The sequence below is a fragment of the Tenacibaculum sp. 190130A14a genome (genome assembly GCF_964048965.1).
Lineage (GTDB): Bacteria > Bacteroidota > Bacteroidia > Flavobacteriales > Flavobacteriaceae > Polaribacter > Polaribacter polynesiense.
Genome location: NZ_OZ040189.1, coordinates 3,632,538 through 3,657,626, shown reverse-complemented (window position 1 = coordinate 3,657,626; position 25,089 = coordinate 3,632,538). Strand labels below are relative to the sequence as shown.

Genomic DNA, 25,089 nt, shown 5'->3' with positions numbered 1-25,089 from the left:
CTAACTGTGTTACTGATGTTGTAAGAGAATTGTATGTTACGTAGAAGTTAAGATTTAAATAAATTACAGAAAAAGTAGTTGATAATCAATTAATAAGATTACATTTGCTTTTTTTAATATAATATTTTTTACAATGAAAGAAGGAACAGTAAAGTTCTTCAATGAATCTAAAGGTTTTGGATTTATTATTGAAACAGGTTCGAACCAAGAACATTTTGTACACGTATCAGGTTTAATCGATGAGGTTAGAGAAGGTGATACTGTAGAGTTTGAACTTAAAGAAGGAAGAAAAGGATTAAACGCAGTTAGCGTTAGAGTATTATAATATACCGTATAATTTATTTTTCTTAAGAGCTTGTTTATCAGGCTCTTTTTTTGTTTTTATAAAATGAGTTTTATTGTGGTAGAATGAAAAATATTTTATAATTTTGCGCCCACTTACTACGAGATAGTAAGAATTATTAATAATCAAGGTCGCGTACCTTAAAAATTAACATTATGCCTGTAAAAATTAGATTACAAAGACACGGTAAAAAAGGAAAACCATTTTATTGGGTAGTAGCTGCTGATTCAAGAGCTAAGAGAGATGGACGTTTTTTAGAGAAAATCGGAACGTATAACCCAAATACTAACCCTGCAACTATCGATTTAAGTGTTGATAAAGCTGTAGCTTGGTTACAAAACGGTGCTCAACCAACTGATACTGCAAGAGCTATTTTATCTTATAAAGGAGCTTTATTAAAGAATCACTTAGCTGGAGGAGTTCGTAAAGGAGCTTTAACTCAAGAGCAAGCAGATGCTAAATTTGCTGCATGGTTAGAAGAAAAAGCTAGTAAAGTTGCTGGTAAAGCTGAAGGTTTAGCAAAAGCTAAAGAAGATGCTAAAGCAAAAGCTTTAGAAGCTGAAAAAGCTGTTAACGAAGCACGTATTGCTGCAAACGCACCTGCTACTGATAGTGAAGATGCTGCTGCTGAAAACGGAGCTGATAGCGAAGAATAAGAACTATACCAACGATTTTAAATTGATAACATGCGTATTGAAGATTGCTTTTATTTAGGTAAAATCGTTAAAAAACATAGTTTTAAGGGTGAGGTGGTTATTAAGTTAGATACCGATGAGCCCGAACTTTATAGAAATATGGAATCAGTTTTTGTCGGATTAGGCAATAACCTGGTTCCATTTTTTATTGAAAAATCTTCTTTAAGTAAAGGTACCATGTTACGTGTAAAGTTTGAAGATGTGTCTTCAGAAGAAGATGCAGATGCAATCATGCGTGCTGGAATCTATTTACCTTTATCATTACTTCCTAAGTTAACAGGAAACAAATTTTACTACCACGAAGTAATTGGTTTTAAAATTATAGATGCTTCTTTTGGAGAGGTTGGTGTTATTAAGAATATTAATGATACTTCTGCACAACCTTTATTTGAAATAGAAAGAGAAGAAAAAGAAATCTTTATTCCTATGATTGATGACTTTATCAAAAAGGTAGATAGAGCGAATCAAATTATTGAAGTAGCAACTCCAGAAGGATTAATAGATTTGTATTTAGGGTAATTAATTGCTCTTATTTACTTGAATCTTTTAATGTCTGTTACCTGATAGTATTTTCCGTTAAAATTCTTTTTAACAATTACATTTTCTAACCAGTACATAGATCCATTATGAAACATAGGTAGAAACAAAAACTTTTTAGTTTTTATTTTACTTGATTTTATTGCTCTCTTTTTTGAAAAATTAATTTTCATGTTTTGTAGGGTATAGTAGTTATGGTCATATAATAAGAGGATAGTGCAAATATTATAAATTATTATACAAAAATAAAAGTTAATTTTTTAATTGACGATAAATTAGTCAAAACTAGCTATAAAGTCAAGTAAGTCTTCAATTTGAGTATCTGATAAGTGTTTCTTATCATGTAAACCATTAGCGCCGTTATATGATTTTTTTAAAGAAATAACTTCTGGATGTTTTGCTTTAAGTAATGAGTCTTCATTTCGAATAAAATTATATAGAAATTCTTTTTCATATCGATCTCGTAGGTTATTCAAAAGTTGGCGACATGTTTTATCAAGTTTATGACAGTTGATACATTGCTCTTTCTTAAAAATCGTTTTACCTCTTAGAATAGATTGAGTTTTATTGATAGCAATTAACTTAGTTTGAGACGTAGGAGTATATGTTCCTCCTGTTTGAATGAGTATAACAAAAGGAAGTGAGACAAAAATCAAACTCAAAAATAGAATTAGATTTAGGTGTCTAAACGTTTTTTTCTCTTTTTTGAATGTCTTTTTAATAATCTAAGTTCTTTACTTTTTACGTTTTTCAGCAGGTTTGTTCTGTGACAAATAGAAGTAAATAAATCGTTCTTAGAAACATTCGCTTGATTTACTCCATAGTAATTGGAATAAACTAAATATTTTTTATTTACTTCAAAAGGATAACCACAAGAGCCGCCATCATTGTTAGATTTTATAATAATTCTCTTTTGGGTAATTTCTCCTTTATAAACTTTAGATATTTCAAACGTGTAAAAAATAATATCTGAGTTAGAAATATAATCGTCTGTCTCTTGTGCTTTGTATATTTTCTTTTGAATTACTTTCCCGTAGAAAATTACAACGGAAGATTTAAACTCACTAGCAATGTTTTCTTTGAAATTATTGCTAAGTTTTATGCAAGAACAAGCAAATCCGTCGGTAGCAATCAGAATGATAAATAAAATAATAATTTTTTTCATGTAGATATAATCGTTAAAAAACATATTCAAAAACATAATCTTCTTCACCTTCATATATACTTTTCATTCCAATATAGGTAAATCCAAGTTTTTTTAAAAGGTTTTGCGAAGCTGTGTTTTTGGGTATTGTAAAAGCGTATACTTTTTTTTGTTTGAAAGTAGTACGAACGTATTCGATAATTAATTTTGTGGCCTCAGTGGCATAGCCTTTTCTTCTAGCTACTGGTAAAAAGGCATAACCAATATCAATATATTCTAATTTATCTCTTTGCAATGCGGTAGAGGTTCCAATAGGTTCATTGGTATCCTTTAGTAACACAGTAAAAAAACCAAGTCCTCCGAGTTTTTGATTTTTTGGCAATATATCTTTTAAATAGGTTTTTGTTTCTTCAATCGTTTTCAAGCCTTTGTCACTAATGTTTTCAATCCAATCAGGATCATTGAATAGCTTAAAATAAAAAGGAGCGTCACTAACCTTAGCCTCTCTAATAATTAATCTTTCACTTTCTAACAACATGGTTTAAAGATAAATTAAAAATGTACTTTTGCGAAGCAAAAAAACAATTAAATGAGTTTATTACAAGAGTTACAGGATAGAAGTGGAAATCAATGTGAGTTATGTGCTTCAAAGAATGATTTGAAAATTTACGAAGTACCACCAATTTCAACAGGTGGAGTTGATGGAAGTTTATTAGCTTGTACAACTTGTATAGATCAGATTGAGCACCCAGAGAATGTAGATTCAAACCATTGGCGTTGTTTAAATGATAGTATGTGGAGTGAGTTTAGAGCTGTAAAAGTAGTTGCTTGGAGAATGCTACATCGATTAAAAAAAGATGGATGGTCACAGGATTTGTTAGATATGATGTATTTAGAAGATGAAGAGTTACGCTTTGCAGAAGTAACAGGAGATCATTTAGATGAAAGTGAGAAGGTAATTCATAGAGATTGTAATGGTGCTATTTTACAAGCAGGAGATAGTGTGGTGCTTATTAAAGACTTAAAGGTAAAAGGGTCTAGTATGGTTGCGAAACAAGGAACAGCAGTACGTAGAATTTCGTTAGATCCTGAAAATGCAAAATATATAGAGGGTAAAGTTGGTGCTACTCAAATAGTAATTATTACCGATTATGTAAAAAAGATGGCAGAAAAAGAATAGAAAATAGATATGAAATACAGATTTTTATTGATTACAATGTTGTTTTGTGGAGTGAGTTTATTTTCACAAAACAAGAAGTTTAGTTTAGAAGCGAATTATCCAGTAACGATTGACAATAATTTTATTGGAGATCGATCTTTTGGGGTAATCGATCTTGGAGTAAAATATAGAGCAGTACACCTAGAAATTGTAAAACTGGGGGTAGGGATTAATGGAGGAGTGTTGGTTGATAATACCAATCAAGCAAATTTTTCTTCAGATTTTCAAAGAACTATTTACACGATTCAACCCAAAGTTTTTGGAGAGTTTAATTTACCAAATGTTACTAAGTTACATCCTTTTGTGAATTTGGGGTATTCTTTTGTGAGAATTGATCTTTCAGGTTCTAATAACGGGCAAAATGTTTCTGACCTATCAGATACTGTAAGTGGTATAAATATGGGATTAGGAGTGAGCTATGATATTTTATCGAGGGTGTTTTTACAAATTCAATACGATTTTTCTAAATTGAATTCTGGTGATGCTCCTGATACAGCATATAATACCAATTTTAATTTGTTAAAGATTGGAGTTGGGTTAAGATTTTAATAAAAACAAAAAAGCTGAGTTTAATACTCAGCTTTTTTTATTTTTCAGCATTATAATAAACTTTATAAAACTTCATTTTTTTATCTTCATCGTATCCTCTTTCTAAATATTCAGAAGGAGCATCTGGCGCGTCTACATCAATTTTAATTTGAATATTAGTATCTAATTTTATTTCTGTTTTAAACTTACTTTTTTCTTTCTTTAAAACAGCATCAGATACTTCGAAATTATTTCTAATTAAAACATCATTGAGTTTCTCAAAATGTTGTTTGTAGTCTTCAAATAAATCTTTGTGTTTGTCTTCTTCAAATATCTCATCTTTAAAAGAATGATAGTCTACACTTTCATGTTCTTTAAAGTAATCTACAGTATTTGCTAAAAAAGCACTTTGTTCTTGTTTTCCGTATTCTGGTTTAATTACCTCTTCAGAAAACTCCTTACACATTTCCAAATAGTTTTGAGTATGTAAATTTCGGTCATCTGCATACTTTACACTTAAGAAATTTTTAATCCAATATTGAGCATCATAGTTATTGTTGTCTACCGATAAAACTACCGTTCCTTCAGCATCAGTAGAATTTAAAATTAAACAACCTTTATCTAATCTTTTTGTAGAGATTCCTTTTTGAACTACTACATCAAAACTATCATCATCTAAGTAAGTTTGAAAGAAATCAACTTTACTTTCAATTTTAAAAACACCTACAGCTTCTGTTAGCACATCTTTATATTCAATCCCTTCAAAGTAAGCAACAATAACATCACCTGTTTTTATATTGGCAGAATTTGATTGCTCGTACAAGTGATTTACAATATTCTTAGAATGGTCTATAAATACTTCGTTACTATCATCTTCAAAAATGTCTGAAGTGTATTTATTTAACTCATTTAAACGAACATCTGCGTGATGACTAAATCGATAACTTTGTGTAACCGAACCGAATGGCTTAAGTAAAAAAGGCATTAATAACTCGTAACTTTCTTCATCGAAACGAACTAAACTTTCAGACAACGAATTTTGTCCGCTGTTATACTTATTGGCTACTTTGTGAATGATACACTTGTTAATTTCTGTACGTGTTCTTTTAATCATCTTCTCAAAAATTGGAGCACAAAAATAAGTATTTTAGTGTCGTAAAAAATAAACATATATGAAATTATTAGGAATAGGATCAAGAATTAATCATGTAACTTATGGTTTTGGTGTAGTAACCAACGTAGATAGTAGACAGTATTGGGTGACTTTTCAGGAGAATGGATTAGAAACCATTTCTTTAAATGATGATTTTGAGGTGATTGAAGCTGTAGATCAAGAAGTAGACTCTGTAAGTTTTTTTGAAATAGAGAGTTCTCTACGTAAAATTTTAAAGCAGTGGAGCGATGTTTCTGAAATTGTTCCAATAGCAGATAAATTTAAAGGAGGAAAGTTGATAATTGAACCAGCTGATACAAGTTTAGCTTCGAAAGAAATACCCATAGATACTTTTTTTCATAAAATAGTAATGGTTCGTGATCGAATTCGAGTAATGGAACAGAAGATTAATTCAAGTAAGAGTTTAGATGATCAAGAAAAAATAGATTTACAACAATATATTACAAGAATCTATGGTAGCTTAACAACGTTTAATGTGCTTTTTAAGGTAAAGTCAGATAACTTTGTTGGAGCAAAGTCTAAATAAGGTAGCTATTAGTTAAAGTTCTAATTTTAACTGTTCAGGTAACAACTTAAACGATTTTCTATGATATAAGGTTGCTCCATGATTACGAATAGCATTTCGATGTTCTTTAGTGGGGTAACCTTTGTTTTTTTTCCAATTGTATTGTGGGAATTCCTGGTGGATTTTTTCCATGAATTCATCCCTGTAAGTTTTTGCCAACACAGACGCAGCAGCAATACTCATAAATTTTGCATCACCTTTTACAATAGTTTGGTGTGGAACTTCTTTATAAGGTTTAAACTTATTTCCATCTACAATGATAAATTCTGGAGCTATGTTCAATTGTGCAATTGAACGATGCATTCCTGCTATAGAAGCTTGTAAAACATTGAGTTCATCTACTTCATCTTGGTGAATAAAAGAAACGCCATAAGCAAGCGCATGTTCTTCTATATAGGGGCGTAACTCCTTTCTTTTTTTTTCTGAAAGCTGTTTAGAATCATTGAGTAATTCATGTTGAAAATCTTCTGGTAAAATAACAGCGGCAGCCACAACAGGACCAGATAAACAACCTCTTCCTGCTTCATCTGTTCCGGCTTCTAAAGTAAATCCGCTATAGTTTAATTTCAACATGCTACAAATTAACAGTTTTCAAAGAAATTATTCACAATTTTTGTCGTTTAATTATTTTACTTTTGCTTTTATGAAGAAAATTTTTGTAATCTTTTTTTGTTTGTTAAGTGTCCAAGCACTTTTTTCTCAAAACAGAAGATCTGATGGTACATCTGGAGGGGTTATTAATACAAGAGGAGCTAGATTAGATACAGTATCTAGAAATGAAATACAGGTTAAGTTAAGTGGGAAAACAAAATACACAGATTATAAAATTATTTCTCATAAGAATGATACGACTATTGTAGATACCACACTTACTATACAGAAGGAGTATAAATTTAACTTTTTGAGAAAAGATAATTTTGAATTATTGGCTTTTCATAATCAAGGACAAACGTTTAATAATTTAGGCTACGATTTTAGAAGAGTATCTCAATTTCCAGATATTGGTTTTAGAGCTAAACAATTTAATTACTTCAATATTGAAGATGTAAAGTATTATCAAGTTCCAACTCCTACAACTGAAATAATGTATCGCACAGGTTTAGAACAAGGGCAGGTGTTAGATGCATTATTTACTACAAACTTTTCGAAAAGATTTAATGTAGCTGTTTCTTATAGAGGTTTACGTTCGTTAGGAGCGTATCGTCGTTCTTTAGCAAGTACAGGTAATTTTAGATTTAGTTTTCATTATGAAACCAAAGAAGGGCAATATGCTATACGAGGACATGCGGCTAATCAAGATTTCTTTAATCAAGAAAATGGAGGGTTAACACCAACTTCATTGGAAGGGTTTATTAATGATGATCCTAATTTTAGCGGGAATAGAGGAAGAATGGATGTAAACTTGAATGATGCTGAAAATAATTTTGAAGGAAAGCGAATTTATTTCGAACATACGTTTAAATTATTATCTTCTAAAGATAGTTTGAGTCAAAAAGATTTTACAAATTTAAAGTTAGGACATTCATTTACGAGAGATTCTAAGTTTTATCGTTTTGTGCAAGGTACCGCTACCACAGCAACTTTTGGAGATGTCAATGCTACAGGAGGTATTAATGATAGAACAAATTTTATACTGTATAATAATCAAGTGTTTTTAGATTTTAATTCAAAGTATGTGTTGGGTAATTTTAGAGTGAAGGCGGATTATACCAATTATAGCTACGGATACGAAAGTTTACAAAACAATGTAGTTGGAATTACCAAGAATAAACTGAAAGGAAATGCTATTTCTTTTGGAGCAGATTGGAACGGAAGAGTAAAGAATTTTCAAGTGAATGCAACAGGAACAATCACTCCTGGGTCTGGGCGTTTATCTGGAAATAATTTATACGCAGAAGCATTGTATAAAAAAGACAGTGTTTTTACAGCAAAAGCTTACTTAGGAATTAATAATAAGCTTCCAAATTTCAATTTCCTTTTACACCAGAGTAGTTATAACGATTATAATTGGGAAAATAATTTTGCCTCTGTTGGTACAAGGGTTTTAGGAGGACAAATAGATTCAAAATGGGGAAATGCTTCAGTTGATATTACCAATATTGATAATTACACTTATTTTGATGCAACTAACTTACCAAAACAATATGCAGGAAACATTAATTATTTAAAAGCAAAAGTTTCAAAAGAATTTAGAGTAGGTAAGTTTGCTTTAGATAATACTATTATGTATCAAAAAGTAGCCAGTGGAAGTGAAGTTTTTCGAGTTCCTGAGTTTGTATCAAGAAATACATTGTACTATACTGATGAATGGTTTAAAGGAAAGCCATTGTTGGTGAATATTGGAGCTACATTCAAGTATTTTTCTAAATACAAAGCCAATGCTTATAATCCATTGTTAGCAGAATTTACTTTACAAGATGATACTGAAATTGGTTACCCAACCATTGATTTGTTTTTTAGTGGAAGAGTGCGTAGGACGCGTATTTATTTTAAAGCAGATAATATTAGTTCTTTTTTCCTAAAAAAGAATTATTTCTCTGCACCAAATTATCCTTATAGAGATTTTGTAATCCGTTTTGGTGTAGTTTGGAATTGGTTTATATAGCGTTTCCTATTGTTCGTTATTAGCTTAGAAAATGATACATCAAATTAAAAGAAACTGGAAGCTTTTTCTGATAGTGAGTTTAACTTTAGGTTTAGCACCATTTAACCCGCCTCATATCGTAGGGAAGTTAAAATGGATTGCTGGAGGAAATGCGTTTTCTGGAGAAAATGCAATGACAGGTCAAGACTTTTTTGATGTATTCTTACATGGATTTCCTTGGCTACTACTTTTAACTTCTATACTGTTAAATCTTTTTTCATTACTGGTAAAAAACGATTCGGAATAGCACTTTCTTTTTTGTCTACAAATACAAAACCTTGACTTTCATAAAAAGGTTGTGCATTAGGGTCGGCCAATAAGGTCATAGATTCAATATGGAACTCCCTGGCTTTTTTAGTGGCATGTGTTAAAAGTTGTTTGCCAATTTTTTGTCCTATTGCATCTGGACGTACAAATAAAAACTCTAATTCTATGTTGGTTTTTTGAGGTTGATTAAGAATATAGAATCCTAAGGTTTTTTGATTTAAAATAAATTTATAAACCATCATGTTTTCAATCATTTGAGGAGTAACGGTAAGGTCTTCTGTCCATGATTGAATTTGTTCTTCGGTATATCCCCAATAAGCTTTTGAAATTAAAGCAATTTGAGTAAGTTCTTTGGCGTCGTTTTGGGTAGCAGAAACTATCATAATAAAAAACCTCTCAGAAAGAGAGGTTGTGAGTTTATTTTGTGGTTAATTGTCTAATTTTTATTCTAAAAGCAGCGAATAATAAAGTCATAAAAGGACTAAGCCAGTTAAACATTGCATAAAAGGCATAGTCTATAACAGGTACACCTAGTACTCCTGAATGATATGCTCCGCAAGTATTCCAAGGAATTAATACCGAAGTTACAGTACCAGAATCTTCTAAAGTTCTACTTAGGTTTTCTGGAGCTAACCCCTTATCCTTATATGCTTTTGCATACATTTTTCCCGGTACTACTAAAGCTAAGTATTGATCTGAAGCAGTAAAATTAAGTCCAATACAGGTTGCTACTGTACTTGCAAAAAGTCCAAATACAGAATCAAATAAATTTAACAAGAAGCTACTAATTCTTGCCAAAGCTCCAATAGCATCCATAATACCTCCAAAAACCATTGCACAAAGAATTAACCATATGGTACCGAGCATTTTTACCATCCCTCCAGCTGTAAATAAATCAGCTAAAACTTCATTTTCTGTAGCGATTGAAGTTTTAACAGTTATTGCTTGCATTACTCCCATGTACATAGTCTTAAAATCATAATCTAATGTGGCTAAAACTTCATTTGGAGTTAATTTGTCATCTAAACTAGCTAGATAAGTGGCTACAACTTCTTTTACCACTTCAGGTTGAAAGATCAGAGCAAAAATTCCGCCTAATAATGTTCCTGCCAATAACGCAATTAGTGGTGGAGTTTTTTTCATTATTAAAATAACTACTGCAAGGGGTACTACAAATAGAATAGGGTTGATATTAAAAGCCTTATTTATGTCATTAAGCATTTGCTCTGTGTCAGCATTTCCAGTAGCATTTTGGGTAAAACCTAAAATGACAAAAAATATTAAAGTAACTATTATTGTTGGCACAGTAGTATATGCCATGTATTTGATGTGAGTAAATAAATCGGTACCAGCCATTGCAGGAGCCAAGTTCGTTGTATCAGACATTGGAGACATTTTATCACCAAAATAAGCTCCAGATAATACTGCTCCTGCCGTCATTCCAAGAGAAATCCCTAAAGCTTCTCCAATACCTATTAAAGCAATACCTACAGTTGCAGCGGTTGTCCAGGAACTACCTGTAGCAATAGAGATTACTGCACAAATAATTAAACAAGCAGCTAAAAATATTGTTGGATTCAATATTTGTAAGCCATAATAAATCATAGAAGGGATTATTCCACTAATTAGCCAAGTTCCCGCTAATGCACCAACCATTAATAATATTAAAATTGCTCCTGCTGTAGATTTAATATTTTCTGCAACTTCCTCAATCATTACTTTGTAGGAAACTTTATTTTTAAAACCAACAATTGCGGCAATAGCACCACCAAGTATTAAAATGAATTGATTAGTTCCACTTAAGGCGTCGTCACCAAAAACATAAACATTATAAGCTAACATTCCTATTAATGCTAAAACAGGGATTAAAGCTTCCCATATACTTAGCTCTTTGTTATCAATAATTTTTTGGTCTTCAATTTTAATTTCAGATAAATTTTTATCGTCTTGCATTGTGTAGTGTTTTTCGAAGTGTAATGTTACGATTTTGCAAAGAATTATACAAGTAGAATCAGTTTACTACATTTGTTATCTATGGATTCATTAACTCAAATTGTTTTAGGTGCTGCATGTGGAGAAGTAGCATTGGGAAAAAAGATAGGTAATAAAGCCATGCTTTTTGGTGCTATTGGTGGTACCATACCCGATTTAGATGTCTTTATTGGGAGTTGGTTGTATGGAAATGAGATTGATGCAATGTCTTTTCATCGTGGTTTTATGCATTCTATTGTTTTTGCTTTTTTAGGAGCGTTTGTGTTTGGATTTTTGTTTTTTAAAGCTTACGATACGGGAAAACGGAAGAATACCACTATACAAAGAGATTGGATTTGGTTATTTTTCCTGTCTATTTTTACACATCCCATATTGGATAGCTTTACACCTTATGGAACACAATTATTTTTACCTTTTTCAGATTATAGGGTAGCCTTGAATAATATTTCTGTTGCAGATCCAGCATATACTTTACCATTTTTAGTGTGCTTGATTATTGCGATGTTTTTTAATAGGAAAAGTAATCGTAGAAATTGGTGGGCCAAAGCAGGAATTTATATTAGCTCCGCTTATATGTTGTTTACGATTGGTAATAAAATATATATAGACAGTGTTTTTAAAAAATCTTTTGAAAAAGCAGAAGTAGCATATGAGCGATTTTCTACGCAACCAACTATTCTAAATAATATACTTTGGTATGGTATTGCCGAGACAAAAGATGATTATAAAGTTGGTTTTTATTCCTTGTTGGATTCTAAAAGTGAAATTGATTCTATTTTAACAATTCCTAAGAATCATAGTTTAATTGATGTGAAGCATCCAGATATTAAACGATTGTCTTGGTTTAGTAATCAATACTTTAATTTAGTGGCAGTAGATTCTACCAATCGAATCAAGTACAATGATTTGAGATATCCTCTGTTAAACGAAGAAGACGCAAGTTCTTCTGTATTTAGTTTTGAATTGGCCAAATCAGGTAAAAGGTGGGATATACTTCCGTTGTATGGTAAACCACCCTCTAAAGAAGATTTTAATAAGTTTATAAATAGAATTTACGGAAAATAAAAAAGCCAGCTTTAAAAGCTGGCTTTTTGTTTTGTAAGATATTCTATACAGTTGTTTCAGCTTTTAAAACACCCACTTCAAACATACATTCTTTCATCATTTGGTAAGTGCGTTCAATATCGTTATCTAATCCAATTGAAAAACGAATCAATCCGTCGGTTAAACCCATTTCAACTTGTTCCTCCTCTGGAATTTCAGATGAAGTTGAGGTACCTGGAGCAGAGAATAAGGTTTTATAAAAACCTAAACTCACGGCTAAGTATCCTAGGTTACGCTCTTGCATTAATTCCATAAGAGCATTTGCTTTATCTAAAGAACCTGCATCAATGGTAAGCATTCCTCCGAACCCATATTCTTTATTCATCATTGATTTAAATATTTCGTGTGATGGATGTGATCTTAAGCCAGGATACACAGTTTTTAATCCGTCGGCTTCAAACTTTTCAGCTAGGTAAGCTGCATTCTTACTGTGTTGTTTCATACGAATGTGCAATGTTCTCATATTTTTTAAAATGGAAGAAGAACGCAATGAATCCATTGAAGAACCCAATAACATGCTAGCACCATCAATGACACTTTTTTGAGAATTAACGAATTCAGCAGATCCACATACTACACCTCCCATAGTATCTGAAGAACCATTGATAAATTTTGTTAAACTATGAATTACTACATCAGCTCCTAATTGCGCTGGAGAAATAGACAATGGAGAAAAGGTGTTGTCAACTACTAGTTTTAGATTATATTTTTTAGCTAAATCGGCTAAACCTTTAATGTCTGCGACTTCTAATAGAGGATTACTTACGGTTTCGCAGTAAATCATTTTGGTGTTTTCATTAATAGAAGCTTCAACTATGTCTAATTTGGTAATGTCTACAAAAGAAGTCTCTATTCCCATTCTTGGTGTAAAATTCTTTAAAAAAGCATAAGTCCCTCCATAAATTGTTCTACTAGATACTAAGTGATCTCCATTACCACAAATTTGTAAAATGGTTGGTGTAATAGCTCCCATTCCTGAACCTGCTACATTTGCTGTTTCCGTTCCTTCCATAGCAGCTAAAGCCTCTCCCAAGTATAAATTAGAAGGAGATGTATGACGTGAATATAGGTAGCATCCATCTGTATTTCCTTCAAAGGTATCAAACATGGTTTTTGCTTCTAGGAAAGTATAAGTAGAAGAGTCTGAAATTGAAGGGTTAACTCCCCCAAACTCTCCAAAGTATTGTAGGTCTTGAATATTATTAGCAGGCTTAAAATCCATAATGTGTTTGTTTTGTTGTTTTTGAGACTACTAAATTTCAAAAAACATGAATTAAAATCAACTATATATAATTAAATTGGATTATTTTTCTATATTTGATTGAATTGGTGGTTTAAAATTGCCTTTAATTAAAAAAAGAAGTGTCATTGCAGAAAATATTTCAGAATGAAGTTAGATGATAAGGATAAAAAACTAATAAACTTACTACAGGAGAATAGTAAACAAACAACAAAGCAGTTATCGTTACAATTAAATTTATCGGTGACAGCGGTTTATGAGCGTATTAAAAAGTTGGAGAAAGAGAATGTTATTAAAGGTTATGTTGCGCTCATCAACAAAAATAAGATAGACAAATCTTTTTTGGTTTTTTGTCATATTAAATTAGAGAAACATACGAAAGAATATATTGCCGTTTTTGAGCGTGAAATAAACAAATTAGAGGAAGTAACAGAGTGTTTTCACGTAAGTGGAGAGTACGATTATATTTTAAAGATTTATGTAAGTGATATGGATGAATACAGAGAATTTATGGTAAATAAACTTACAGCGTTAAAACATATTGGAAGTACCCATAGTACATTTACTATAGGAGAAGTAAAAAATTCGAATACTATTGTATTATAAAAAGGTGAACGATTATTTGTTCACCTTTTCAAATTCAATAAAAACATCTTGAGAGCTTATAATTTGCTTGTAAAATTCTTTTAAATAATGATATTCTTCAGTACTATAAAGTTTTTTGTGAATGCTAGTTTGCGCGTAGATATTAATTTTATCGTCTGTTTTGCTGAATACTAAACGATATCTTCCCCCATTATTAGGTAAAGAAAACGCTTTGTTTTGAGGAAGTTCCTTTACAGCAAATCCACTTGGAATTTTTAAGGATAATAAGTACGAGTTTTTACTTGGGTAACCATAATCTACAGGATATTCTCTTTTATCCAATTTAAATGGGTTTCTTGTACTTTTATCAATCAAGAAAGGGTTAATTCTAATATGATCATTACTTAAGTCTATTTCATCAAAGGTAACTTTATATACCTGATGTAACGGTTTACTATTCTGCTTAAGGTTTCTAAATTTAAAATCTTCAACTGACAAGTTTGGATATTTAGATTCAAAATCTTCAATGTAAGTATCATCTCCTTTCGAGTGTATTTTGGCTCTTTCGTTCACTGCAAAATAACCATCGGTTGCTATAGTTAAGTTTCCAGTAAGTTCACCATCTTCATTAAAAGCTAATTGCGTTTTAATGTTTTTATATGTTTTTTTGTTGAGTTGAATAGGTTCCCAATAACTTCCTTTTTTAAAGTCCATTACTCTACCATCTCCATTTAAAGCATTGTATCGAACTAAACCAAATGGTACATAACTACTAGAAGCATCAAGGAAATAAGTTTTCTCGTTGATAATAGTTTTAACTAGTAAATAATTAAAATCATTTACAATTGGGTGTAATCTTGTCGGGATGGCTCTATTTCTTGTTGAAGTAAGTACTAAATAGCTTTCAATATTGGCAGCTTGTAAAGAATTATACAAGGCTAAGTTTATATCAAAAATATTACCTGATCTGTTTTGGAAAGCTTCTTTAACTCTTACCTTTTTTGATGGCCAGTATTTATCATTCCAAGTAAAATGACGTTGTATAAATTGATAAATCTGTGTTGCTTTTTCCAATTCATTTGCATTGGAAAGAATGGCCGGATCTAATTGTTTTTTAAAGAACTTTTTTTTAGTGCTTTGATTGTCTAAAAAATCTAACTTTAAACTTCTATCAGCATCTTTCCATGTTTTAGTATACTTTTTTACTAGACCTTTGGGACTTGTATATGATTTTAAATCAAAAGCTAGTTTAGATAGAAAGTTGTCTTTACTTAACATATAGTCTTCTTCCTTAAAAACAGGAATATTTTCCATACTGTAATCTAATAACAAGCAACCTCCTTCACCTAAACCAGGTATATTAATACAGCCTCTTTTAACGGATGGGTTATCTCTTTTTAGTTTTAAAAAGCCAACCATTCTAACATTGTATTTGTAGTTTCCTAAAATAGCTGCAGTAAAATCGCTTTGAGCTTTTGGAATATCTGATTGAAAAAACCAATCATCTATTTGAGAGTAGGGAGAGGTTACTGAATATACATATTCAATTACGCTTCCAACTTTTATATTGGGTAGGGTAAAGGTTACTTCTTTCCAATGTTTGTTTATGTCTTTTGTGTAAATTTTACTGTCTAATAAATGAGTTTTCTGAATGGAATTACCTTCAGAAAGATTATAAGTAATTCCTTTGATATCATGAATAGTCTCTTTTTCATATAAAGGAATTTCTATAGTAGCCTTTGCAACTCCTTCTTTTTTTAAAATCTTTATTTTAAAATAATAGTCGGTAGTATTATTATAGTTTTTGTTTTCATTTATATAGTAGTTCCCATGTTCATAAAGAACAACGGCTGTAGCCGTTGTATCTTTAGAATATTGTTTCATTGTAAGCTCATCTATAGCCACATTTCCTGTTCTACTCGATTTCCTTTTCTGAGAAAATCCATTGGTAAAAACAAATAAAAAAAGTATGAAGAATAAATGTCTCATTAGTTTTTACTTTCTCCAGAGTTTAATTCGCTTTTTACTAATACAATTTTTTCTGTTTGCTTCTCAACCATTTGCTTATAAAATTCTTTTACTTCTGTATAGTATTGAGGGGCAATCATATTCGTATTCAATTGAGTTATGGCAGAGATTTTAATTTTATTTCCTTGTACTAAGGCTTTGTATTTAAAAAAACCTAAGTTGTCTGGTAATCCAATTGCCAATTCTTTTGGGTATGATTCAACTGTATATCCATTAGGAATGCTAATGGCTATAGAAAATTTATCTTTCCAAGGCATTCCAAATTCAATAGGGAAGTTTCTTTTCTCTGATTTAAATGGATTCTCTGTACTTCCTAGGAATAAGAACGAAGAGAAATAAAGTTTTCCATTAATTTCTTCTACTAAATCTTCACTAGTAAACTTTAATCTTTGTGTTAAGCTTTTTGAAAGATTGTCTTTGTTTGAAATTTTAAAATCTTCAATTTCAATATTATGCTTTTCTTCAATAGCAGTAATGAGATCTTCTTCTTTTTTTAAGTTGTTTTTTTGACGAGAAAACATCGCTACATGACCATCTAAAGATCTCATATACATTCCTTGTGCTTCTCCTAAATCATCAATTTTTACATTTAAAATGTTATTTTCTGTAGCGTGTTTAGATGGAACTAATTTCACTTCACGAGAAAATCCATTTTCTAAAAGTTCTCTTCCGTACCAGTTTAAAGCTCTAAAAGGAAGTGTGTTAAAGAAAGAATATGGGTCTGTGGCATCTAACAAAATATAACTACCGCTAGGGTAATTAACTTTGGTAATTACATAGTTAAAACCATCTCTTGTTGGAAATAATGGAACACCATGATCTCTAGTACTTACTAATACAGGATTGGCATTAAGTCCGGCAGCACGTAACATTGAAGTTAGGTTAAGATTTATTTCTGCTACATTTCCTACCCCTTCTTTATAGGCTTTTTTTACTCCTTCATCTACAGAGTATCCATGGTATTCATTCCACTTTATTTTAGATTTTACAAACTGAAATACCATGGCAGTCTTTTCAAAATCATTTTTTACATTGGCAATCAATGGTAATAAATCGTTTTTAAAGTGGTTTGTTCTCTTCAATTCATCACCGAAACTTGGAGATTCATAAATGGTTTTACAAACATCTTTCCAGGTTGTGGCTATGTTTTTATAAGTTGATCCAGGAAAGCGAGTTCCTGCAAGTTCAAACTCCATACCTCCTCTATAATTGTTTAGATTACCAGAGTATGGTTCATCATCTTTTAAGGCTGGAATGTTTTTTTGAGTGAATTTGTAAATTTTCGCATTATGAGCTAAATTTCCACCTCCCCTAAAACTAATTTGATCTCTTTTACTAGATTCTCTAATAGGAACGTTATAAAATCCTTTAGATGTTTTATTGAAAATATAATATTCAGGAATCTTTACTCTATAGTCTAACTGTACTACAGGAATTTCATATTGGAAGTTTAATGTTTTAATATCCCCATATGGAGATGACAATCGATATTTAAAGTCAATAATACTTCCTTCTTTAACATTAGGAAATGTAATTTTCTTTTGGCTTCTGTATTTATTCAATTGTTCTGTAAAAATATCTTTTTTAGATAATTTTGTTTTAGCCACCTTACCATCTTCTAAATTAAAAACATAAGCTTTTAACGACTGAATTTCTTCTCTTTTTCCAGTTTTAGGATTGTAGTAATTTATTTTTTTGGTGGCATAATCCAACCCTTCTTTGGTATATATTTTAATTCGATCATGATATTCAGTTTCAACTAAAAATATTTCTCGTTGTTGATCAAATCTAAAATATGTTTCTCTCTTTTTAAACAAATACGCGGCATCTGCTGTTGCATCTAGGAGATAAGAAGTCTCTTCTAATTCTTGTTTTGAAACTTTTCCAAATTTTATTTCTTGCGCCGTACTTCCTACTGTAAAAAGTATAGCACATAGGATTAATAATTTTTTCATAGTGATTTTTATTTTTTCGTTAATTCTGTTCTGAGGTTATCGTACTTTACTACTGTTTTTCTAAATTTTCTATAAGCTTTGTAATCTTCTTTTGGATGAACTCCTTTTTTTAAGGAAAACTCTCGTGTGTATTTAAATGTAGCATCGTCTATTTTTTCAAAAGTCAATGCATATACGCCAAATTTATTGGTGATGTTTTTGTTTTCTGGTAATATATTGATGCTATATCCTTCAGGAATTGTAAATATAAATTCATCTTTATCGGTAAATCCTCTTTTAATTTCTAAAGGATTTTGCCTATTTCTGTACTTCTTTGGAATTCCTGTAATTCTGTTAAAGACATTCAGTTTAAATAAATAGTTCTGTTCGGTTGCGGTAGCAAAGTCAGCAATTTTTACATCAAGTTTTTCTGTGAATTCAACGTTGTCTTTATTGTTTGTATGGCGAATATTTTCAACATCTAAATTGTTGTTATAATCCCACAAATATGATTTATAGTACTTGTTCAGTTCTTCCTTTGTATAATCTTCTATTTGGTATTTGTCATCGTATTGCGTTCCGTAAGACGTACGCTCCACTGAGGCTATAACATTTTTGTTTGGCAATAGTTTGATAGCCGCTTTTGTTACTTGTAAATTGTTGTTGTTTTTGTAAGCAGGAGTTCTTTTAATAACACCTCCTTCTGGAGTAACAACTAATACATCTCTATCATCTGTAAAATCACCTAAAAAACCAAAAGGCATTGTTTGGCTAGTACATTCTAACCATATGTCTTCTTTTTCATTCGGAATGTTTAAGATCATATGGTTTCCTTGCAAAGCCGTAAAATCTTTATCAACGTTTTTCTTATCACTACCAAAAACAATTACATGGTGAGATTTTACTCCAACAGCATCTAACAATGCTTTGGTGTAATTGGTTAGTCCTTTACAATCTCCATATCCAACCGCATCTACTTTGTTTGCTGCAATAGGTTCCCATCCACCTATATCAACCTGTACGCTGATGTATCTTGTTTTATTTTGTACGTATTCATATACAATTTTTGCTTTTTCTTCAGGGGTTTTAGCATCCTTAACAAGACCTTGAATTTTAGCTATAGTAGCTGGAGACAACTCATTTCTTCCTTTGATTAAATTGTCGTACATCCATAAACCAAACTCTTCCCAGTTTTTAGCATTCCCTTTAATTCCTTTATAACTAAAAGAGTCAAAAGAAACAGCCACATTTGGAATGAAATCTTCAAAGTTTACCGTGTAATGCTCAGGTTTTATAGCTTTCTGATTGGTAAGTTCGTACGTTAAGTTTGAGTCGGTATTGTTTTGTTCAATCGTATACCCTTCAAGATTCTTTTCTCTTTTTCTGAAAGAAATATGGGTTGGATTGTTCAGTGTATAAGAACTCTTTTGAACGGATACATTATATGTTCTAATAGGAAACCAACTTGGAATAAAACCAGTAGTTCCGTTTTTGTATTCTGATTCAAATACTACGGTGTATGGATACGAAGTAGGAGTGTATTCTAAATATTTTAAACGAGAATCTGAATACAAGGTGTTGTCATCAATGGCACTCACATCTTCAAAATCTCCTTTCGAATATTTTTTAACCTTGTTTCCTAAAGCATCATAAACAACTGCAGATAGTCGCGTAATTCTGGTATCATCGTTATAATGTTCATAAGCCTTTACGTGCTTTTTTCCTTGTTTATTAAGAACAGTAACGGTTCTTTTTTCTCTAACAATAAGTTTATCGATAGCATCTACTGTAACAATAAGTTCGCTATTTCGAATAACAGCATCGGCATTTTCTTTTAATTCTTGTGGAATAAAAAGGGCAGATAATTGTAATTGGTCTTGCGCTAAAATATTGGCAGATAGCAATAGCACCATTATAAAAATGGTGGACTTCATTTTTTTCATGCAATTATTTCATTTTGTTTTCAAGAACAAAAATAAAAAAAAAGATAAAAAGTTAAAATATCAATAAGTTATAAAATCTTTTGTTGGTTTTTATAAAATGAATCTGCTTGAAGTTTCATTAAGTTTCGTGCCATTTTTTGCTTGTAATTATAAATTTCCTCTTCAGTTTTTAAGTCGGCATAAATCTTATCATTTAAATCAACATCGGTTTGTAATAATACTTCACGTTGATGTACCTGTTGTTGAATCCATGTTTTTACCAGTGATTCTTGATTTTCTAATTTATAATCGTATTCACTTTTAGAGCTAATCAGTTTTGCAAAAATAGGAGCTGTTTCTATGGCTAAAAACAGTAAGAAAATAAAAAACGATGGTAACCAAGGTAATTTGTTTAGTGCATTGACTCTTGCCATTAAACCGTCAAAATTAGAAATAATCGGTTGGGTATTTGCTTCTGAATTTTTTTGTTGCTGAATTAAATCAGCTATGGCGGCTTCTTTGGTTTTTATTTTTTCAGTATTGGCAGCTTTTAGTTCACTCAATTCTTTGAGAGCTGCATCGTGTTTGTCTCTTTTTTCCTTGTATACTGGACCTTTTCCAATAAGTTTGGTGCCTTTTCTTCCTTCTGCTTCGGCAATATAGGTTTCGTACAAAGCATTTACGGCTGTTTCTTTAGTGGTTATTTCGTCTTTTAAAGAAGTAATTTCATTGTTAAGGTTATTAATTTCTGGAGTAAATTGTTGTGCGATTTGCGTTTTATTGTCCAAGGTCATTTGGTTTTTTTCTGCAAGAAGCACTTGATTGATTTCTTTTTCAAAAATTTTTAACTCTAAGGGTTTAGAAATAACTACCGCAATAATCATGGCAAGCAATAAACGTGGAATCACTTGTAGAATTTCTTGTCGTTTTGAGTCTCTTTTTTTGATGGTTGAAACAATAAATCGATCTAGATTAAAAATGAGCAATCCCCAAAGAATACCAAAAAAGATGGAAGTATATATATTATCAAAAACGGTATAAAGGGCATAGCTACATGCTATGGTTGCCATTAAGGCTGTAAAAAAAACAGTAGCACCAATACCGGCGTACTTGTTTTGCTCTCCGTTAGAACAATCATTTATTAAATTCTGATCCACACCAGAGCATAAGAGGAAAAAATCTTTGATCATGAATATAAGCTTATACTTTAAGAACGACAGATTTAACAGAATGTTACAAAAAAGCCTCACATTGTGAGGCTTTTAACATATTTTACTTTTTACTAGTGGCGTAAATTGATTTGGAGTTATCCTTTTCTTTTTTTACTGTAATAGTTGCTATTTTTTGCGGACTTATTTTGTCTAGGTCTGCTTTTGCTATAGGTTGATCATCAAGATAATAACTAATGTCTTCTGTAGGTCCTTTCGGTAATCCGATAATTTCACTATTTGACAAGTCGTTAATTTTATCAATAGAAACTTGACTTTTTAACTGAGCAAACTTGATGATTTTTTTACCCTGCTTTTCTTGAGTTATTACACTTATATCTTCATTATTCTTTACAAAGGCTAAGGCTTTTTTATGCGAAACTTTTTTGTTGTTAACATAAAACCTTGCCTTTGGATATCTAAAAACTAATTCTTCCGCACTCATTGGTGGTGGAGGTGGTATTGTAGATGCACGATACTTTTTTGGAGGAGCTGGCGGTACATTAACCTTTTTAAACTCACTAACTACTTTTCCGTTTTTATATACTTTACTAATGTTTTGATTAGGGATTACCTTGTTAGAATCTGTTTGTTTTGGATTAATAACCTTCCCTTCTTTAGTTACTGTTTGTCCCCAACGATTGTAGTAGGTGATTCCTTTTTTGTTTTGAACATAGTATAAATTTTGCCCTTTTGCATTTATAAACCCTGTTTTAGGTTTTTCTGGTACCTCTTTCACCTCAATTTTAACTGGTCTTGGAGCTTTCGGATTTTTCCTTGCTTTTGGAGGAGGTGGAGGTAATAACTTTTTCTTTTTTACATACGCAAGTGTATATAGTTGAAATTGATACTCTTGTGGGAAACGCTTACTTCTTGCATTTTTATATACAAAGCTTCCATGGTGACTGTAAAAATCGGTAGCTTTATAATTGTTTAATACACTATTCTCTGCAATTTTCCCATCAATCCAAACCGCATATTTTTTCGAGTTTTTTAAAGCTTCAAATTTCTTTGAGCTCAATGCTTTTTTACTAACATATACCGGTGCTGGTGGAGGAGGAAGCATTTTCTTTTCCGCTTCAGTCATTTCAGAAAATTTCTTAGAAATCTTTTTACCATCTTTAGTTACATAGGTAAAACGCTTTTTTTTATGGTTCACTACTATTTTTTTAACCTTCGGTAAGGTGTCTTTTATAGCAAGTGGCTTTTTTGTTTCTTCTAAAGGAATACTCTGTTTAGATGTTTTTCTTTTTTGATGTTTTTTAGCTAATTCCTTAATTATGTTACCCGTTTCAAAGCCTTCTCCTGTCAATAAATTGTAATGGAACTGTTGTGGTAGCTTAGCAAGTTTTGAAATTTTTCGAGAAGAAAAAGTAACAAAATCTGCTGCTTTGTAATTATTTAAACTACTGTTTTTAACAAGGTTTCCATTAATTCTTACTACGTATACTGAAGCATCTTTTAATTGATTGAGTTTTTCATTGGATACTACTTTTTGTTCTTTTGGATGTGGAGGGAACAATAGCCATTTTTTCTTGTAATAGGTAGATAGCTCCGGATATTTCTTAGATACCTTTTTGCCCGTTTTATCCTTTACCCAAAAAGTTTGCTTTAGATAGTGGTACTCTGGTGTCGATTTATTATTTCCATTGTTTTTTGCACTAGTAAGAATAGCAGGAGTAGAGGAATTTAGAGTTTCGTTTAAACTGCTTTTCTCATAATCAAGAATGCCTTTTTCATTTAAAAACTGTGTTCTTTTTTTGGTTAAATCAACCGATAAGTTTTTCCAAGTAGTATTTTTTAACCCTTTAAATTCAATACTGTTTTGAGTAGCTTTTACAGAAAAGGCGTATACGCCATCTGCAACCCTTTCGCTATTGGTAAATCCCCAATCGGTTATAATATGTTCTTCGTTTAACGGAATGTTTAATTTTCCCCATCGTTCACAATTATGACACCTTAGCGTTACGTTATCTTCGTTGCTTTCTACAGAAGCAATAAACAAATTTTCTTCTGTTAGCTTTTCTAAAGAATCATCAGAAGTGTTTTCATAGGTTTCTACACGTTCTGCAAAAACGTAAATACTCCCCATGAGTAGCGGTATTACCGCCAGTTTTTTTAGCCAATTATTGACTTTTGATGTTTTAGTAGTCATCATAACTAATCGTTTTTTTGTTAATGAATAATTCAAATTACTGGCCAAGTAATAATCGTTGTTCCAAGCAGCTTTATTCAGTAATAAATATTGGTACTCAGAAATATTTTTGAATGAATTGATCACCTTTTCATCAGCAATAAATTCGTGATTTAATTGAATCGATTTTTTTAAGAAATAGAACAGTGGATTAAACCAAAACACAATTTTTAACACTTCAATAAGCAATACGTCAAAAGTGTGTTTTTGCGTTACGTGCGTTAGCTCGTGGGTAAATAATTCGTCTTCTATTTTATGTGATTTATATTCGTCTTTATTGATAAAAATGTAATTCCAAAATGTATGTGGACTAATAGCATCCTCTACTAAAACCAATACAGCATTGTCTATTTTAAGTTGGGTATTCGCGCTAATTTTTCGAGCAATTTTTAGCAGATTAACAATAAAACGAATGCTTAAAAGTGCTGAGATAACTGCAGAAAATCCTAAAGCAAGGTTCCAATAGTTTATGGGTGTTTCTTCTTCAATTATAAAATCACTGTTTAGAACTACAGGTTCGTTATAAGTTATAGGAACTTCAATAATCTCTGCTGGCACTTGAATATAAATAATAATCAAGGGTGCAATGAATGAAAAAAGCACACTTCCTAATAAATAGAAACGATTGAATTGATGCATTTTCTCACGCTCTAAAACCAAATGGTAAAAGATGAGCAAAAATGCCAAACAACATGCCGATTTTAATAAATATGCGATCATTTCTTTTGTTGCTCTATTTGGTTATCGATTAATTTTTTTAATTCTTCTAACTCGGTTACCGTTAAGTTGGTTTCTGAAGTAAAGAAAGAAGCAAACTGACTTGCAGAGTTGTTAAAGAAGTTTTTGATTAACCCATTTACATGCTTAGAAAAATAATCAGACTTCTTTACTAACGGAAAGTACTCTCTCGATTTTCCGTATAAAGTATAGTCAACAAAACCTTTGTCTTTCATTCTTTTAAGTAATGTTGCAACCGTGGTAGTTGCAGGTTTTGGTTCTGGAAATTCAGCCAATAAATCTTTCATAAAAGCTTTTTCCAGTTTCCATAATAATTGCATTACTTGTTCTTCAGTTTTTGATAATTGCATTTCTACAAGTTTAGAATTTACTCTACAAATGTAGAAATAAATTTTAATTCTACAAGTGTAGAGGTTAAAAAAATGTCTTTTTTTTATTTTTGAAGAAAATTTACTGAGATGAAAAAAATCCTTTTTCTATTGTTTTTAGCGCAAGCAACGGTTTTTGCTCAGCAAAAATTTGAGCGTGAGTATCGAGTAGAGGTGCATAAAGTGCCAGAAGCTTCACAACAAGTTATTAAAATGTGGGGTTTTAAAGAAAAGATCAAGTGGTATGTAGAAGAAAGTCAGGACGGAAAAACTTTTGAGGCGAAGGTGTGTCATCAAAAGAAAAAACACAGTATCGAGTTTTCAGATAAAGGTGCAATCATTGATGTAGAAATCAAAATAGATTTTTCTGAATTGGAAAAAGACATTCAAGCGAATATTAACAAAACGTTGTCTGAAAAATTTAGAAAGTTTAAAATTAAAAAAACGCAAATTCAATATACCGGGAGTGAAAGTGCAATGTATAAAGCGGTGTTTCAATTGGCAACTGAGCAAGAAACTTTGACTCCGAAGTATGAGTTAATTGTAAAAGGAAAAGTGAAAAAGAGTTATGTAAAATACGAATTGTTGTTTGATGGCAACGGAACTATTGTAAAGGAGTTACAGTTCGCTCCGCAAAACACGGATAATTTAGAGTTTTAG

At 31.2% G+C, this 25,089-nt stretch carries 26 protein-coding genes; 11 read left to right on the top strand and 15 right to left on the bottom strand.

Annotated elements, in window-relative coordinates:
• The first annotated feature begins 133 nt into the window (after window positions 1-133).
• The 3 genes from ABNT22_RS17120 (at window position 134) to rimM (ending at window position 1,557) form a co-directional block, all read left to right on the top strand.
• Complete coding sequence (locus tag ABNT22_RS17120; RefSeq protein ID WP_348714205.1) at window positions 134-325, top strand: cold shock domain-containing protein; 192 nt, start codon at window positions 134-136, stop codon at window positions 323-325.
• A gap of 173 nt (window positions 326-498) precedes the next feature.
• Window positions 499-999, top strand: a complete 501-nt coding sequence (locus ABNT22_RS17115) for a 30S ribosomal protein S16 (protein WP_348714206.1) — start codon at window positions 499-501, stop codon at window positions 997-999.
• Window positions 1,000-1,029: 30 nt separating this feature from the next.
• Complete coding sequence (gene rimM, locus ABNT22_RS17110) at window positions 1,030-1,557, top strand: ribosome maturation factor RimM (protein ID WP_348714207.1); 528 nt, start codon at window positions 1,030-1,032, stop codon at window positions 1,555-1,557.
• Window positions 1,558-1,571: 14 nt separating this feature from the next.
• On the opposite strand, the gene ABNT22_RS17105 is transcribed toward rimM, so the two are convergent.
• The 4 genes from ABNT22_RS17105 to ABNT22_RS17090 all read right to left on the bottom strand — a co-directional run bounded on the left by ABNT22_RS17105 (window position 1,572) and on the right by ABNT22_RS17090 (window position 3,257).
• Complete coding sequence (locus tag ABNT22_RS17105; RefSeq protein ID WP_348714208.1) at window positions 1,572-1,748, bottom strand: hypothetical protein; 177 nt, start codon at window positions 1,746-1,748, stop codon at window positions 1,572-1,574.
• A gap of 102 nt (window positions 1,749-1,850) precedes the next feature.
• Window positions 1,851-2,237 carry a c-type cytochrome gene (locus ABNT22_RS17100; RefSeq protein ID WP_348714209.1) on the bottom strand — a complete coding sequence of 129 codons (387 nt, stop codon included), beginning with the start codon at window positions 2,235-2,237 and terminating at the stop codon, window positions 1,851-1,853.
• A 14-nt stretch (window positions 2,238-2,251) separates the two neighbouring features.
• Entirely contained in the window at window positions 2,252-2,740 is a 489-nt protein-coding gene (locus tag ABNT22_RS17095) for a hypothetical protein (RefSeq protein WP_348714210.1), read from the bottom strand.
• Window positions 2,741-2,753: 13 nt separating this feature from the next.
• Window positions 2,754-3,257, bottom strand: a complete 504-nt coding sequence (locus ABNT22_RS17090; RefSeq protein ID WP_348714211.1) for a GNAT family N-acetyltransferase — start codon at window positions 3,255-3,257, stop codon at window positions 2,754-2,756.
• A gap of 51 nt (window positions 3,258-3,308) precedes the next feature.
• Here ABNT22_RS17090 and ABNT22_RS17085 point away from each other — a divergent pair, with 51 nt between their 5' ends.
• A complete protein-coding gene (locus ABNT22_RS17085) occupies window positions 3,309-3,899 on the top strand; it encodes a PhnA domain-containing protein (protein ID WP_348714212.1) in 591 nt (196 codons plus the stop codon).
• 9 nt (window positions 3,900-3,908) lie between these two features.
• On the top strand, window positions 3,909-4,487 hold the full coding sequence (locus ABNT22_RS17080; RefSeq protein WP_348714213.1) for an outer membrane protein: 579 nt from the start codon (window positions 3,909-3,911) through the stop codon (window positions 4,485-4,487).
• Window positions 4,488-4,524: 37 nt separating this feature from the next.
• Here the strand turns inward: ABNT22_RS17080 and ABNT22_RS17075 are convergent, their stop codons facing one another.
• Window positions 4,525-5,580 (bottom strand): nucleoid-associated protein, encoded by a 1,056-nt coding sequence (locus tag ABNT22_RS17075; protein ID WP_348714214.1) that lies wholly within the window; start codon window positions 5,578-5,580, stop codon window positions 4,525-4,527.
• Between the two features lie 58 nt (window positions 5,581-5,638).
• Here ABNT22_RS17075 and ABNT22_RS17070 point away from each other — a divergent pair, with 58 nt between their 5' ends.
• Window positions 5,639-6,166: a hypothetical protein gene (locus ABNT22_RS17070; protein WP_348714215.1), complete on the top strand. Its 528-nt coding sequence runs from the start codon at window positions 5,639-5,641 to the stop codon at window positions 6,164-6,166.
• 12 nt (window positions 6,167-6,178) lie between these two features.
• Here ABNT22_RS17070 and ABNT22_RS17065 read toward each other — a convergent pair whose 3' ends face one another.
• Complete coding sequence (locus ABNT22_RS17065; protein ID WP_348714216.1) at window positions 6,179-6,778, bottom strand: ribonuclease HII; 600 nt, start codon at window positions 6,776-6,778, stop codon at window positions 6,179-6,181.
• 70 nt (window positions 6,779-6,848) lie between these two features.
• Here ABNT22_RS17065 and ABNT22_RS17060 point away from each other — a divergent pair, with 70 nt between their 5' ends.
• Entirely contained in the window at window positions 6,849-8,810 is a 1,962-nt protein-coding gene (locus ABNT22_RS17060; RefSeq protein ID WP_348714217.1) for a putative porin, read from the top strand.
• A 31-nt stretch (window positions 8,811-8,841) separates the two neighbouring features.
• On the top strand, window positions 8,842-9,096 hold the full coding sequence (locus ABNT22_RS17055) for a hypothetical protein (protein ID WP_348714218.1): 255 nt from the start codon (window positions 8,842-8,844) through the stop codon (window positions 9,094-9,096).
• Here ABNT22_RS17055 and ABNT22_RS17050 read toward each other — a convergent pair.
• Both ABNT22_RS17050 and nhaC read right to left on the bottom strand, forming a co-directional pair.
• Window positions 9,047-9,499 (bottom strand): GNAT family N-acetyltransferase, encoded by a 453-nt coding sequence (locus ABNT22_RS17050; protein ID WP_348714219.1) that lies wholly within the window; start codon window positions 9,497-9,499, stop codon window positions 9,047-9,049. The two genes, ABNT22_RS17055 and ABNT22_RS17050, sit on opposite strands and share 50 nt — an antisense overlap.
• A gap of 34 nt (window positions 9,500-9,533) precedes the next feature.
• Window positions 9,534-11,069, bottom strand: a complete 1,536-nt coding sequence (nhaC, locus tag ABNT22_RS17045) for a Na+/H+ antiporter NhaC (protein ID WP_348714220.1) — start codon at window positions 11,067-11,069, stop codon at window positions 9,534-9,536.
• A gap of 81 nt (window positions 11,070-11,150) precedes the next feature.
• On the opposite strand from nhaC, the gene ABNT22_RS17040 reads away from it, so the two are divergent.
• On the top strand, window positions 11,151-12,173 hold the full coding sequence (locus ABNT22_RS17040; protein WP_348714221.1) for a metal-dependent hydrolase: 1,023 nt from the start codon (window positions 11,151-11,153) through the stop codon (window positions 12,171-12,173).
• Between the two features lie 43 nt (window positions 12,174-12,216).
• Here the strand turns inward: ABNT22_RS17040 and ABNT22_RS17035 are convergent, their stop codons facing one another.
• Window positions 12,217-13,434: an aminotransferase class I/II-fold pyridoxal phosphate-dependent enzyme gene (locus ABNT22_RS17035; RefSeq protein ID WP_348714222.1), complete on the bottom strand. Its 1,218-nt coding sequence runs from the start codon at window positions 13,432-13,434 to the stop codon at window positions 12,217-12,219.
• A gap of 165 nt (window positions 13,435-13,599) precedes the next feature.
• Here ABNT22_RS17035 and ABNT22_RS17030 point away from each other — a divergent pair, with 165 nt between their 5' ends.
• Complete coding sequence (locus tag ABNT22_RS17030; RefSeq protein ID WP_348714223.1) at window positions 13,600-14,058, top strand: Lrp/AsnC family transcriptional regulator; 459 nt, start codon at window positions 13,600-13,602, stop codon at window positions 14,056-14,058.
• 12 nt (window positions 14,059-14,070) lie between these two features.
• Here the strand turns inward: ABNT22_RS17030 and ABNT22_RS17025 are convergent, their stop codons facing one another.
• The 6 genes from ABNT22_RS17025 to ABNT22_RS17000 form a co-directional block, all read right to left on the bottom strand.
• Window positions 14,071-16,026, bottom strand: coding sequence for a DUF3857 domain-containing protein (locus ABNT22_RS17025; protein ID WP_348714224.1), 1,956 nt, complete (start codon window positions 16,024-16,026; stop codon window positions 14,071-14,073).
• Window positions 16,026-18,020, bottom strand: coding sequence for a DUF3857 domain-containing protein (locus ABNT22_RS17020; protein ID WP_348714225.1), 1,995 nt, complete (start codon window positions 18,018-18,020; stop codon window positions 16,026-16,028). Before ABNT22_RS17020 ends, ABNT22_RS17025 begins: the two co-directional genes overlap by 1 nt.
• Before the next feature lie 8 nt (window positions 18,021-18,028).
• Window positions 18,029-19,933, bottom strand: a complete 1,905-nt coding sequence (locus ABNT22_RS17015; RefSeq protein WP_348714226.1) for a DUF3857 domain-containing protein — start codon at window positions 19,931-19,933, stop codon at window positions 18,029-18,031.
• Between the two features lie 77 nt (window positions 19,934-20,010).
• Window positions 20,011-21,111 carry a DUF4407 domain-containing protein gene (locus ABNT22_RS17010; RefSeq protein ID WP_348714227.1) on the bottom strand — a complete coding sequence of 367 codons (1,101 nt, stop codon included), beginning with the start codon at window positions 21,109-21,111 and terminating at the stop codon, window positions 20,011-20,013.
• 82 nt (window positions 21,112-21,193) lie between these two features.
• Window positions 21,194-24,043, bottom strand: a complete 2,850-nt coding sequence (locus ABNT22_RS17005) for a M56 family metallopeptidase (RefSeq protein ID WP_348714228.1) — start codon at window positions 24,041-24,043, stop codon at window positions 21,194-21,196.
• Window positions 24,040-24,411: a BlaI/MecI/CopY family transcriptional regulator gene (locus ABNT22_RS17000; protein WP_348714229.1), complete on the bottom strand. Its 372-nt coding sequence runs from the start codon at window positions 24,409-24,411 to the stop codon at window positions 24,040-24,042. The genes ABNT22_RS17005 and ABNT22_RS17000 overlap by 4 nt, the downstream gene beginning before the upstream one ends.
• A gap of 108 nt (window positions 24,412-24,519) precedes the next feature.
• Between ABNT22_RS17000 and ABNT22_RS16995 the strand changes: the two genes are divergently transcribed.
• A complete protein-coding gene (locus ABNT22_RS16995; protein ID WP_348714230.1) occupies window positions 24,520-25,089 on the top strand; it encodes a hypothetical protein in 570 nt (189 codons plus the stop codon).